Here is a 12,744-nt window from a genome sequence, read left to right as displayed (position 1 = left end):
GTGGCACGCACACGTGCCGCCCTCATCCGGGCCGCCGCCGAGGAGTTCGGCCGCGGTGGCTACGCGGGTACGTCGGTACGCCGCATCACCCAGACGGCGGAGGTCTCCACCGGGGCCCTCACCTTCCACTTCGAGTCCAAGAGCGATCTGGCCGACGCGGTGGTGAGCGAGGCGCTGACGGTGGTGGAGGCGGCGGTCGCCGACGCGCTCGCCGGGGTCGGCACCCCGCTGGAGCGGCTCTCCGCCGTGGTGGCGGGTGTGCTGCGGGCCGCCCACCGCTCCACGGCGGTGCGCAGCGCGGCCCTGTTGGAGCAGGAGCATCCGCAGGGGGAGGTCCGCTGGTCCCGGGTCTGGCACCCGGTGGTGCTGCGGCTGGCGGAGGAGTCCCGGGCGGTGGGCGAACTGCCGCCCGGGGTCTCCCCGGAGGAGGTCTCGGCGCTGGCCGCGCTCTTCCTCCGGAGCGCGGGCGTCCGCCCGCCGCACCGGGACGGCGGCCCGGAGCCGCTGCCCCCCGGCCCGGAGGCCCCGGCCGCCGACCTCGACCGGACCCTGCGGCTGTGGGACATCGCCCGCCGGGGCCTGCTGCCCGCCCCCTGCGACGACCCCCCGCCCCGGGAACCCGCGACCGTCCCGGCCCCCCGCTGACACACCGGCCCGGCGGGCCCTTTCGGGGTACGGGTCCGGCGGCCGTCCCCGGGCCGCTGGGCTCGGCGGCACCCAGTGCCACCGGAAGGTGGTTCAGCCCCGTGGGGGTCCCCCCGGACGGAGTCCGGGGGAGTTTGAGGAGCAGGGGCCTCAAAATCAAGCCCCTCCGGCGTTTGAGGAGCAGGGGTTCGGGGGCTGGCCCCCGACCAGGGCCCGGGGCGCTCGGAAAACCTAGCCTCGTGGGGGTCCCCCCGGACGGAGTCCGGGGGAGTTTGAGGAGCGGGGTTTCGGGGCCGGCCCCGACCCGGGCCCGAGGCGCGGGGTCGTGAGCGGTGGGGCCGGATCACCCGGGGATACAGGGGCGGGGGATACGGGTGTGCTCCGGGACGGACCCGCTCACACCGGGCCGCAAGGCCCGAACCGCAGGAAATCCCGGTACCACGAGGCCGCGCCCGCCAGCCCCGCGAGGGGGTCCGGGGACGGGGCGACCCCGGTCAGCCGCCAGGTCCGCTCGCTGCGGTACCAGTGATCCTGTGCCAGCAGCGTGAACTGACGCGGGCTCACCCACCCCGGGGTCGCCTCCAGCCGCGCCAGACACCGGCCCAGCGGCCACTCCTCCTCGGGCTCCCGGACGATCCCGTACCGGGCCAGCGCCGAGATCAGCCGGCCGATGCTCACCGGCAGGGGATGCCCGGCGTGGTGGATCCCGCCCGGCAGCCCCTGCCACGCCCCCTGCGGCGCTTCCTCCCGGCCCCCCTCGTCCCCCTCGCGCGGCCCGCCCATCGCCACCGTCGCGATCAGCCGCGCCAGATCCGCCACATCCACCAGGGAGAGCACCGCCCGCCCCCCGTCCCACCGCGCCGGGACCCGCCGCAGCGCGTCCGCTATCGCCGGGACCACCCAGCGGTCCCCCGCGCCGAGGACCAGCCCCGGCCGCAGCACCGTGCCGCCCGCCTCCAGGACCGGACGCTCACCCCGCAGCCGGGAGGCGCTCGCCGCCGAGACCGGATCCGGCTCGACCTCGCCCACCTCGATGTCCCGGTGCGGTCCCGTCCCGTACACCGCGGTGGTCGACAACTGCACCAACCGCCCCACCCCGGCCCGCCGGGCCTCACTCACCACCGCCTCGGTGCCTCGTACATTGACCGCCTCGCAGACGGCCGTGTCGGGACCGATGTACGAGGCGAGCTGGAGCAGTACGTCACTGCCCGCGCACACCCCCCGCAGCGACGCCGGATCGGTGAGATCACCCCGTACCCACTCCACCGAACCGGGCTCCCCGGGGGCTGCGTGGCCCGGCCCGGCGGGGCCAAGCGGAACCGTCCGCACGATCGCCCGGACCCGCGCCCCGCGCCCGAGCAGCTCCCGCAGGACCATCCCCCCGACAAAGCCGGTCGCGCCGACCAGCGTGATGGTCACCGGGGTCTCCCGGACCCCTCATGGGGCTCCCGGGAGTCCAGGTCCCGGTCCGCGTCCGGGGCTGGGACCGGGTCCGGATCCCGGCCCTGGTCCATGTCCAGGTCCAGCCGGAGCGACTCCCGCGCCTTCCCGGAGGCCACCCCCGGCAGCAGATAGCGCCACAGCGTGGAGATCCGGTACGGGAGGTCCTCCCGGCCGGTGGTGATCTGCGAGAACAGCTGCATCCCGGAGAACGCGCTGACCAGGACCCAGGACACCTCCTGGACATCGACGGCGTCGGCGAGTTCACCACGCTCCCGGGCGGCGTTCAGCTGCTCCTGGAAGACATCCGCCCACTGCTGGTACGGGCGCTCCTCCCGCATACCGAAAGCACCCTGCTCGACGGCGAGCCGGACCCCGCCCCGCAGCACCGGATTGGTCCGCAGCTCCCGTGCCAGATAGAAGGTGATGTCGATCAGCCGCTGGAGACCGTCCGGCCCCCCGGGCAGCACCAGATCGTCCGCCTGGCTGAACATCACCTCGCGCGCCAGGTCCTCCTTCGAGGCGAAGTGGAAGTACATCGCGCCCTGTGTGACCCGCGCCCGCTTGATGATCCGGCGGACCGCGGCGGCACTGAATCCGACCTCGTCGAAGACCTCCGCCGCCGCACGCAGGATCGTCTGGCGCGTCTTCACCGCGCGCTCCTGAGGGGGCCGTTCGGTTCCACGCGCCAGTTTGTTTACCACTCGTTGACTCCTCGACAAAGAAAACGACCGTCCTTTATCTTAATGCTCGCCGGGCCTGGCGCGACAGTTCTCCCTGTTCACGACCGTGTCTGTTGGCGACGGGCTCCCGTAGGGCGCTCGCGCCGGCCGACGTCTTCCGGAGAGAAGCAGATGACACTCCTTGCCACGCAGTTCGCCGACCTCACCACAGTGATCCCTCGTCACTATGTGCACAAAGCGGCCCAGAGTGAGGTGTTGCTGACCAGCTTCGAAGCGATCACCGACGACGAGTTCGTCCTCACCGCGCAGTGGCCCAGGACCCATAGCTTCTACGACGTGGTACGGGGATCGCACGACCCCCTCCTGGTCGCGGAGACCGTCCGCCAGGTGGTGCCCTTACTCAGCCACCTCGGCTACGGCGCGCCCTTCGGCCACCGGCAGATCTGGGAACACCTCGCCTGGAACGTCGAACCGGACGCCCTGTCCGGGGCGGCCACCCCGGCCGAACTCGGGCTCTATGTCAGATGCTTCGACATCGTCCGCCGCGCCTCCCGGCTCGCCGCCCTCACCATGGACGTCGGCATCACCCGCAACGGTGTCGTCCTCGGCAGCGCCGTGACCCGCTTCGCCAACCAGGCGCCCGCCGTCTACTCCCGGCTGCGCGGCGCCTACGCCGACCTCGACCACGCCCTCTCCCGCTGCCCCGAGCCGACCGCCCCGCTCGACGCCCGGCTGGTGGGGCGCGACCGCGAGCGCGATGTGGTCCTCTCCGACGGCGGCGCCCCGGGGCGCTATCTCCTCCGGGTCGACCTCGACCATCCGGTCCTCTTCGACCACCCCGTCGACCACGCCCCCGGGATGCTGCTCCTCGAAGCCGCCCGGCAGGCCGCCCATGCCGCAGCCCAGCCGGAGTTCGCGGTCATCACCGGCATGGACACCCGCTTCCTCCGCTATGTGGAGTTCGACGCCCCCTGCCGTATCGAGGCCGAGCCCCTCGGCGATGTGCCCGGTGACCGGTCGGCCACCCGGGTCACCGCCGTCCAGCACGACCACGAGGTCTTCACGGCGACCGTGACGGCCCGGCGCGGTCCGCACGGCGGCTGACGGCGCCCGTCATACGAAGGGGCCCGGCCGGACGCGAGGTCACGCGTCCGGCCGGGCCCGCCCGGTGAGCACCCCGCCGGGTGCCGGAATCAGCCGGGGTCAGCGCCATGATCACGACATATCCGACGTCCCGTCGGAGCGTCCGGTTCAGTCGAACCAGTCCGGCTCCCCGGACTCGATCAGCTCCCGCAGGGCCTCCCGGTCCGTCAGCGCCCGCCGCAGATGGACGCCGAGCAGCCGCAGCGCCTCCGGATCATCCCCGTACGCGACGAACATCCCCGCCTCCGGGTCGAAACCCATCCGGCCCGCCAGCTCGGGCGCCCGGTGGTGGAGGACGGACCGGGCGACGCCGGCCCAGCCGTAGCCGCAGCCGTCGTACCCCAGGGCGGTGAAGATCTCCTGGGTCGCCACCATCGCGTCGTCGGTGAGCATCAGACAGTAGGAACCCGGCTGGTGGTCGTATTCGAAGAGGTGCAGCGGGGCGAGGTCCTCACGATCGCTCGTGGCGTTGTTCCTTGCGTCGTTCATGGCGCAGACAGTAGATCCCGCCACTGACAGCGGCGCCCCGCGCACGGCGGACGGCGGCGCGAAACAGTGCCTCGGCGCCCGCCGGAACGCTCCGGGGACGGGGTGACGCCGACCCGGGGCGCTCCGTCCGCCCGGCCCGGCATCCCTCGGCGCAGGAGGCGGAATCACGGCTTCATCACCTGCCGGCCCGCGTTGACGACGGCGAAGTCGCGCCGTTCGCGCCCCCACCCGCGCAGGTCGCGCCGGTGAGGGCGGTCGCGACCGCCGCAGTGCCCTTCACCGTTGGTCCCGTCCAGTGCGCCGGTTCACCCGCCCCGGAACGCGGACCGGGAACGAGCACCGAGCCGAGTGTGTACCGATGCGAATAGCGAGCCCACCCGTCGACTGTCAAGGCGAAATCCCATATGATGAGCGTCGCCTGGCAAATGACTGAATCCGTGTCTGAAACTTGATCTTTGATGGTACGGGGACAATGTTTTAGAGTCTTGGCGGAAGTGCGTGTGGCACATATTTCACATGGGAAGGGTCCTGGTGTCCGATCCACCGGTCCACTCACCCGACGTTCTGCCTCCGGGCCGTTAAGGCGCGGCAAGCACCGTGGCATCCGAAGGATGCCGGGATGCTGAAAGATTGCAGTTCACACTGTCCGCCGTACATCACAACTCATTTTTCCGACACCGGTATACCGGGCTTTTTCGCCTTCGCCGTCCATCGTTGTGGCGAGGGTTCCGGTGGGCCGGGCGTGCGCAGGATCCAAGCGTTAGTGGCATAGCAATTGGAGAGGCGAAAGATGAGTAGCACCAACCGTACGTCCGAGAGACGGACGGCCCCCATCCGCCACCGGGCGGACGCCGTGCCCGCGATCGTCGCGGCCGGTGGCACCGGCCCGGCCGAGTGGTCGCGCGATGGTCTGCGGACCGCCGGCGCACAGAGGTGTCCAGCCTCCCACTCGGAGGCGAGCGTCACCGTCCCGTCCTCGGGCTGGGGATGACTTTCTCCGCTGATGTCCTGGTATGCCGGGGGATTTCTCCCTGCTGATGCCGGATGCGGATACCCGGGCCACCCACCCGGTGCTCCGCGCCACCCGGTCCCCCCGGGCTCCCGGGCGGAAACCCGCGGCAAGGACGCCGCGCGAAACCCCCACCGCTGAGGACGACCGCCACCACCCCGCCGGGCGTGGCCCTCGCCTCCTCCCGTACCGCACCTGTCCTGCGGATGTGCCCGTACCCGGCCGACCACCCGGGAAACGGGCCGGTGACAGCCGCGCGGGAACATCCGTGACACCGTCTCCGGGCGATCCAATGATCCATTGAGGTCTGCCCGCCCGACCCTGTGACCGGCCGGTGCGCCCCCTTCCACAGGTGGTCGGCCATGCCCGCCACCGGACGGGACAAAAAATCATCGGGAAACCCGGAGCCGTCCTCGGCATGTCCGGGTGCGGGAATTCCCTGTGGACGTAAGGAGTCCCCTACCACTGAGCGTGCGCAGCCCCTGAATTGCTTTACATCGGTGGAGATCGCGGAGGAAGCTCATGGAGACGTGCAGGCGTCAACGCCCCGGGGCGATCACGGAAGTCCGGCAGCCGGTCGGCCGTGAATCGTACGGGCGCCGCCCGGCCGGCCGCAGGGGGAAGTGAATTACATGGGCCCGAAAAGCGGCGTCGATCTCACAGAACTCCTGGACCCCCAGCTCGCGAGGTTCTGGCACGAGACCCGGCTGCGGGCGACACCCGGGCCGGCCCCGGGCCCCGGCCCGGAAGCATCCCCTCCACCGCAGCCCGTCGTCCTGGAACCATGGCTGGCGGTGGCCGAAGTCCTCGCTCTCGGGTACGGCGAGCGCTCCGGTGCCGTCATCACCAAGGGCAGGACCCTGATGCGGGCGCGCACCACCCCCTCCGCCGGGGCGCTCTACCCGTTCGAATTAGCGGTCGCATTACGCGGTGCCGACCGCTATGAGCTGTACGAGTACGACGCGGAGGGCTGCTGTCTGCGTCATGCCGGACCGGTCGCGACGGAGGAGATCACCGCGCTCCTCGCCCCCGGCCCAGGGAATGAATCCGGCCCCGGCAGTGCCCCCGGCTCCGGCCCAGGCAATGCCCCTGGCCCTGCCCCTGACCTTGACCCCGGCTCGGGCCCGGTGAACGGGAACGACCCCGGCCCGGCGCAGGGCCCCGATCCGTCGGACGGCCCCGATCCGGCGGACCGCGTGGCCCCGCCGCTCGCCGTGGTCGCCGTCATCGGCCGCCCCTGGACCTCCATGCGCAAGTACGGCCGCCGAGGCTATCTCTACACCCATCTGGACGGCGCCCACGCCGCCACCGGCGTCGCCCTCGCCGCCGAGTACGCGGGGCTCGACCCCGTCACCCATCTGCGGTTCGACCGCCATGAGGCCGCCCGGCTGCTCGGTGTCGCCGACCGCTGCCGCGAGCCCCAGGTGCTCATAGCCCTCGCCGACCCGGTGCCCGGGGCCGCCCCGTCCCGGACGGCCGTTCCGCCCGGCACCGGCCCCCGGCGCTGTGACGGAGCCGCCGCCAACCCCTTCGCGGTCCCCCTGTGGCGCCACGGCGACCTCCCCCCGGACCGCGAACCCGGCGACGAGGAGACCACCGCCTGGCACTCGGTCCGTTCGATCAGCGCCTTCCGCGACCGGCGCAGCACCCCCCGGGCCTTCGGCCGCTCCCGCTCCGTCGGCGCCACCGCACCCGGTACCACCGGTATCGGCACCGGCACCCCGGCCCCGCCGCTGGAGCTGGACCGGGGCCCCGACCGGCTGCCGCCCGCCGCCTACCCGGAGCTGGTCCTCTCCCGTAACTCCGCCAAGGGCTTCCTCCCCGCCCCCGTCGGCGCCGCCGCCCTCGGCCGGGTCCTCGCCGGACTCCGCCATGAGCTGGTCCTCGACAGCGCGGACGGCCCCGTCGCCGGACTGCGGGTCCTCGCCCGTACCGTCGACGGCATCGACCCCGGCGCCTACCGCTACGACCCCGGCGGCCACACCCTCCTCCCGCTCGGCGGCCGTACTCCCACCCGAGCCGCCGATGAGGCCGTCGTCGCCGCCTGCATGGGCCAGGGCGTGGTCCGCGACGCGGCGGCCCTCTTCGTCCTGCACTCCCCGGTCGAATCGCTCCTCGGCACCCATGGCCACCAGGGCCTCGCCGAACTCCACTTCCACGCCGGCGCCGCCGCCCAGCGGCTCTGCCTGGCCGCCGCCGCGCACACCGTCGGCATCACCTGCCTCGGCGGCTTCGACGCGGGCCTCGTCGCCGAACTGGTGCTCCTGGCGGACCACGAGGAAGTGATCTACGTGCTGGCCTGCGGGGTGCCCGACGCGAACGCCGTCAAGTGGGACCGGGCGCCCATCGCCTACAGCCATGGCCGAGGCCCCGCGTCCGGCGTCTGACCACCCACCGAGCCGACCAGAGAGAGCGTGCCGACACCCCATGTTGAGCAACAGCATTCTGTCCCGGAACATGACCGACGCCCACCGTGCGCTCGCCCGCCGGGCCGCCGACTGTCTCACCCCCGACTGGCTGGAGAAGCAGCGCACCGGGCCCGGCGGCCATATCCGCAAGGAGACCTGGCGCGAACTCGCCGACCGGGGGCTGATGGGCGTCTCCCACCCCACCGAACACGGCGGCCAGGGCCTCGGCCTGCTGGGCGCCCTCGTCCTCGGCGAGGCCATCGCCCGGGTCCAGGACGGCGGACTCTCCCTCGGGATGCATGTCCAGAACGAGATCGCCGGCGACTGGCTGATCTCCGCCGGGAACGCCGAACTCCGCGACCGCTTCCTCCCCGGACTCATCGCCGGGGAACTCGTCGCCTGCCAGTGCGACACCGACCCCTCCGCCGGCGAACCCACCGTCGCCGTCACCGACGACGACAGTGTGGTGATCACCGGGCGGAAGAAGTTCGTCGTCAACGGCGCCACCGCCGACCTCTGCTTCGTCAGCGTCCAGCTCGACGGCCAGCCCGCCATCGTCCTGGTCGAGAAGTCCGCACCCGGCGTGAGCGTGACCGAGGTGTACGACAAGTTCGGCACCCGCTCCATCGACTCCGCCCAGATCGCCTTCGACGGTGTACGGGTCACCCCCGACCGGGTCATCTCCCGGCGCGGCATCAGCCAGCTCATGCGCTGGAACCGCGTCATGTCCCGGATGCGCTTCCTCATCGCCGCCGACGCCTCCTTCGTCCACCGCGCCCTCCTCGACCACATCCGCGCCCACACCACCCGGCGCGAACTCGGCGGCCGACCGCTGGCCGGCTGGCCCGTCAACTCCCATGCGCTCGCCCGCGCCCGCGCCGACCAGGAACTCATGGAGGCCGGGCTCGCCGAGGCCTATCTGCGGCTCACCGAGGGCGGCAGCACCGTCCCCGAGATCGCCGAACTCAAATGGTTCTGCGTCGAACGCGCCACCGAACTCGCCGGACTCTGCACCGACCTGGAGGGCGGCGCCGGCTATATGTGGGACAGCACATCCCTGCGCGCCCACGCCCAGGCCCGGGGCTTCCGGATGTCCGGCGGCAGCCAGACCACCATGCTCACCGTCGCCAACCACTCCATGGCCTGCCGCGCCGAACTCGACGCCCCCGCCATCGCCGCCACCCCCGGGAGGCGTCGTGGCTGACGACACCCGGCCGCTGGCCGACGTCCTGCTCGACGCCTGCGCCCGCCACGGTGAGCGCACCGCCGTCGTCGACGACGGCACCGCCCTGACCTACACCGCCCTCGCCGACCGGATCCGGGAGCGCGCCGCCGGACTCGACCGCCTCCTCGGCCCCGGCGAGGACCGGATCGCCGTCCACGCCGCCAACAGCGCCGAGTATCTGGTCACGTACTACGCGCTGCTGCGCACCGGACGGCTGCCGTTCCTGGTCGACGCCCAGTTCGGCGCCGCCGAACTCGACGGCATCCGTACCGGCTGCGGTGTCGGGACCTTCCTCACCGACCGGCCCGCCGCCTTCCCGCTGCCCGGCACCCCGCAGGAGCTGCCCGGCTCCTCCCTCACCCTCGTCCGCGCCGACGGGGGCGCCCCCGAGGACGCGCCCGCCCCCCGGCCCACCACCGCCACCTGCCGTTTCACCTCCGGTACGACCGGTGCCCCCAAGGCCCTGGAGTTCTCCCACACCGCCGTCCACAGCGCCGCCCGCAACTGGGTCACCGGCACCGGACTCACCGCCGACGACCGGGTGCTGTGCATGGCCGCCTTCACCAACGGCCTCGCCTTCAACACCTCCCTCCTCCCCGTCTTCCTCGTCGGCGCCGAACTCCACCTCTACCGGGGACTGCCGACCTCCGGCGGCATCACCCGCGCGGCCCGCCGCTCGAACGCCACCCGGCTGGTCGCCTTCCCCCTCGCCTACCGGCTGCTCGCCGAGGCACCCGAGGCCGACACCGGCGCCTTCGCCGGGCTCACCCGGGCCGTCTCCGCCGCCGCCGTCCTCGCCCCCGAGGTCCGCACCGGCTTCGAGAGCCGCTACGGCGTCCGGATCGCCGACTACTACGGCATCGCCGAGACCGGTCCTGTCACCTATGAACGCGACCCCGGGCACCCCACCGGACTCGGCACCCCGCTGCCCGGCGCCGAGCTGCGGATCGTCCCCGACGAGCACGGCGAACCCGAGGTCAGGGTCCGTACCGCCTCCATGGCCGGCGGCTATCTCAACCTCCCCGGCGGACTGGAGGAACGCCTCGACGACGAGGGCTTCTACCGCACCGGCGACCGGGGACGGATCGAGGACGGCCGGCTCCACATCACCGGACGGCTCGGCGGCCCCATCAACCTCGCCGGACGCAAGGTCGACCCCGCCGAGATCGAGAAGGTCGTCCTCACCCTGGACGGCATCACCGACAGCGTCCTCTTCGCCGACGAGGACACCCGGGGCGAGACCGTCCTCCATCTGGTCCTCGCGGGCAGCCGGGAGCCCACGCGCGGCGAGGTCGTCGGCGTCTGCCGCCGCCATCTCGCCCCGTACAAGGTCCCCGGCCGGATCACCTTCCTCGGCGCCATCCCCCGGTCGTCGGCGGGCAAGGTCCGCCTCACCGAACTCCGACAGATCGTCCAGGACACCGCGCGCGGCCGCGCCTGACCCGTACGGCCCGCAGCGCAGCCCGTACAGCCCGCAAGCCCGCAAGCCCGTACAGCTCGCAGAGCCCGTACAGCCCGTACGTCCGTACGTCCGTACAAGAGAGGCACCCTCTATGACCGAGCAGGCCGAGCAGGCCCGCGACGCCGAGCTGCGCGCGGAGATCGAGCATCTGGTGGAGATCGCCACCGGGAAGGTGGTGACCGTCACCGATCTGCGGGCCGCCGACGGCGACCTGGACCGGGCCGGGGTCAACTCCATCGGCTACATCAACCTCATGGAGGCGCTGGAGCGGAGCTACGGGGCGGTCATCGACCCCGAGGCCGACCCCCAGCACTTGCTGTCGGTCGACTCCATCACCCGGTTCATCCGATCCGCCCAGTCCTGAAGACCGCGAGGAGAGCCGTGAGCACCGCACCCGAGACCGCCCTCGCCGACGCCCCCGGGACCGCCCTCCCCGGCGCCGGCGCCACCCCCGAGGAGATCGCGGCCCATCTGGACCGGGTCTGGAACGAGCTGCCGTTCGCCGACGCCCTCGCCCACACCGAGCAGCTGTACGGGGTACTGCCCCTGCTCGCCCTCTTCCCCGAGGACCTGGACGGGCACCTCAAGGCCGTCCGCGACGGCACCCGCCGCGCCGCCCTCGGACTCTTCACCCCCAACGCCGTCTTCGACGCCACCGCGCCCACCGTACGGGCCGTGCGCGGCCCCGACGGAACCCTCACCCTCGGCGGACGCTTCCGTACCACCGCCGTCCGCGCCGATATCACCCTGGTCGCCCTCCACCACGAGGACGACGCCACCACCCGGCTCGCGCTCCTTCCGCACACCCTCGACGGGCTGCGCCACCACGGCGCGGGCCGCGCCCGGGACGGCGGCTGGACCACCGTGGACGGCGCCGTCCTCGACGCACGGGCCGTCACCGGGCCCGTGAGCCGGGGCCCCGACGGGCCGCTGGCGCCCGTGATCGACGCGTACGGCTGGGAGTTCTCCCGGCGCGCCGTCACCTGGAGCGCCGGGACCGTCGCCGAGCTGCGGCGCTCGCTCGCGGGCACCGGCGAGGGCACCGAGGCGCTCAGCACCTCCCAGTACCTCGCCCATGAGCTGAGCAAGCTGGAGATCGAGCTGTCCCTCGCCGCCGCCGCCGCCAGCTTCGGCCCGGAGTTCAAGCAGGCCCCGGCGGGCGCCGAACCGGCCGCCGCCGTCCTGGTCGCCGCCACCGATCTGCTGGCCCGTACGGTCCGGGTCGCCGAGGACATGACCACCGAACTGGGCCTGGTGAGCGGGCCCGGCGGCGACGACTGGCCCGCCGAGGTGGTCCCGTCCTGCTTCGGCGGGCGCCGGATGGCGGAGGGCGAACTCGCCCGCCGGATGGGCCTCGTCCCCGGGGCGGCCCGCGCATGACGATCCCCACCGAGCCCACCGTCCCCACCGTGCCCATCGTGGTCTGCGGACGCTCCGGACGCATGGCCCGGCTCATCGCCGGAGCCATCGCGGGCGCACCCGATCTCAGCCTGACCGGACGGCTCACCCTGCGCCCCGCGCCCGTATCCGCGCCCGCGCCCGTGCCCGGTGAGCCCGGTGCGCACTCCGGCGGAGCACCCCTGGTCGGAGGGCTCAAGGAGCTGGCGGGACCCCCGCCCGTGGTGGTCGACTTCACCGCCCGCGAGGCCACCGCCGCCCTGCTGCGCCAGGCGGTGGAGACACCCTGCCCCCTGGTCATCGGCACCAGCGGCCTCGGCGACGCCGAACGGGAGCTGATCGCCGAGGTCGGACGGCACACCCCGGTCGTCGCCGCCGCCAACTTCAGCCTCGCGCTGCTCGCCGTCGCCCGCTTCGCCGAGGATCTCTCCCGGATCACCGACGACAGCTGGGACGCGGGCGTCCTCGACATCCACTTCGCGGGCAAGCTCGACCGGCCCAGCGCCACCGCGCGCTTCCTCGCGGGCCGGTGGCAGGGCGCGCGCGGCGCGGGCGAAGGGCGCGAGCCGGACGTCGCCTCGTTCCGGATGGGCAACGGGGTCAGCGAACACCGGCTGGTCGCCGCCGGTACGGGGGAACATGTCGAGGTTCTCCACCGGGTCGCCGACCGGACCGCCTTCCTCCCCGGAGTGCTGCGGTCCGTGCGCTTCGCCGCGCGGGCCCGGCCGGGCGTCTACACCCTGGAGGACGTGGCGTGACCCGTCGCCCCGGAGCGGGAGCCGCCGCCCCGCCGCACCCCACCGCCCGGCGGCGGCGCCCCACCCCGGGCGAGCGGGCCCCGG

General features: G+C 73.1%; 11 protein-coding genes. 8 read left to right on the top strand and 3 right to left on the bottom strand.

Annotation, left to right across the window (positions count from 1 at the left end; translation table 11 throughout):
* Complete coding sequence (locus ABT354_RS24515; RefSeq protein WP_351497359.1) at nt 1–645, top strand: TetR family transcriptional regulator; 645 nt, start codon at nt 1–3, stop codon at nt 643–645.
* A 396-nt stretch (nt 646–1,041) separates the two neighbouring features.
* Here ABT354_RS24515 and ABT354_RS24510 read toward each other — a convergent pair whose 3' ends face one another.
* Both ABT354_RS24510 and ABT354_RS24505 read right to left on the bottom strand, forming a co-directional pair.
* On the bottom strand, nt 1,042–2,064 hold the full coding sequence (locus tag ABT354_RS24510; RefSeq protein WP_351497357.1) for an NAD-dependent epimerase/dehydratase family protein: 1,023 nt from the start codon (nt 2,062–2,064) through the stop codon (nt 1,042–1,044).
* A complete protein-coding gene (locus ABT354_RS24505) occupies nt 2,061–2,738 on the bottom strand; it encodes a ScbR family autoregulator-binding transcription factor (protein WP_351497355.1) in 678 nt (225 codons plus the stop codon). The genes ABT354_RS24510 and ABT354_RS24505 overlap by 4 nt, the downstream gene beginning before the upstream one ends.
* 201 nt (nt 2,739–2,939) lie before the next feature.
* Between ABT354_RS24505 and ABT354_RS24500 the strand changes: the two genes are divergently transcribed.
* Complete coding sequence (locus ABT354_RS24500) at nt 2,940–3,872, top strand: ScbA/BarX family gamma-butyrolactone biosynthesis protein (RefSeq protein WP_351497353.1); 933 nt, start codon at nt 2,940–2,942, stop codon at nt 3,870–3,872.
* Nucleotides 3,873–4,019: 147 nt separating this feature from the next.
* On the opposite strand, the gene ABT354_RS24495 is transcribed toward ABT354_RS24500, so the two are convergent.
* Complete coding sequence (locus ABT354_RS24495) at nt 4,020–4,400, bottom strand: immunity 51 family protein (RefSeq protein WP_351497351.1); 381 nt, start codon at nt 4,398–4,400, stop codon at nt 4,020–4,022.
* A 1,641-nt stretch (nt 4,401–6,041) separates the two neighbouring features.
* Here ABT354_RS24495 and ABT354_RS24490 point away from each other — a divergent pair.
* The 6 genes from ABT354_RS24490 (at nt 6,042) to ABT354_RS24465 (ending at nt 12,660) form a co-directional block, all read left to right on the top strand.
* On the top strand, nt 6,042–7,796 hold the full coding sequence (locus tag ABT354_RS24490) for a nitroreductase family protein (protein ID WP_351497349.1): 1,755 nt from the start codon (nt 6,042–6,044) through the stop codon (nt 7,794–7,796).
* Nucleotides 7,797–7,866: 70 nt separating this feature from the next.
* Entirely contained in the window at nt 7,867–9,021 is a 1,155-nt protein-coding gene (locus ABT354_RS24485; protein ID WP_351497347.1) for an acyl-CoA dehydrogenase family protein, read from the top strand.
* On the top strand, nt 9,014–10,483 hold the full coding sequence (locus ABT354_RS24480) for a class I adenylate-forming enzyme family protein (RefSeq protein ID WP_351497345.1): 1,470 nt from the start codon (nt 9,014–9,016) through the stop codon (nt 10,481–10,483). Before ABT354_RS24485 ends, ABT354_RS24480 begins: the two co-directional genes overlap by 8 nt.
* A 112-nt stretch (nt 10,484–10,595) precedes the next feature.
* Nucleotides 10,596–10,868, top strand: a complete 273-nt coding sequence (locus ABT354_RS24475) for a hypothetical protein (RefSeq protein ID WP_351497343.1) — start codon at nt 10,596–10,598, stop codon at nt 10,866–10,868.
* 17 nt (nt 10,869–10,885) lie between these two features.
* A complete protein-coding gene (locus tag ABT354_RS24470) occupies nt 10,886–11,884 on the top strand; it encodes a hypothetical protein (RefSeq protein WP_351497341.1) in 999 nt (332 codons plus the stop codon).
* Nucleotides 11,881–12,660, top strand: a complete 780-nt coding sequence (locus ABT354_RS24465) for a 4-hydroxy-tetrahydrodipicolinate reductase (RefSeq protein WP_351497339.1) — start codon at nt 11,881–11,883, stop codon at nt 12,658–12,660. The genes ABT354_RS24470 and ABT354_RS24465 overlap by 4 nt, the downstream gene beginning before the upstream one ends.
* Nucleotides 12,661–12,744: the final 84 nt, after the last annotated feature.

This window comes from Streptomyces sp. NPDC000594 (assembly GCF_040299965.1).
Taxonomy (GTDB): domain Bacteria; phylum Actinomycetota; class Actinomycetes; order Streptomycetales; family Streptomycetaceae; genus Streptomyces.
This window is presented reverse-complemented; position numbering and strand designations above follow the sequence as displayed.

Coding starts and splice junctions, on each gene's coding strand:
- ABT354_RS24500 (WP_351497353.1), top strand. CDS start 2,940: ATGACACTCCTTGCCACGCAGTTCGCCGACCTCACCACAGTGATCCCT.
- ABT354_RS24495 (WP_351497351.1), bottom strand. CDS start 4,400: ATGAACGACGCAAGGAACAACGCCACGAGCGATCGTGAGGACCTCGCC.
- ABT354_RS24490 (WP_351497349.1), top strand. CDS start 6,042: ATGGGCCCGAAAAGCGGCGTCGATCTCACAGAACTCCTGGACCCCCAG.
- ABT354_RS24485 (WP_351497347.1), top strand. CDS start 7,867: ATGACCGACGCCCACCGTGCGCTCGCCCGCCGGGCCGCCGACTGTCTC.
- ABT354_RS24475 (WP_351497343.1), top strand. CDS start 10,596: ATGACCGAGCAGGCCGAGCAGGCCCGCGACGCCGAGCTGCGCGCGGAG.
- ABT354_RS24465 (WP_351497339.1), top strand. CDS start 11,881: ATGACGATCCCCACCGAGCCCACCGTCCCCACCGTGCCCATCGTGGTC.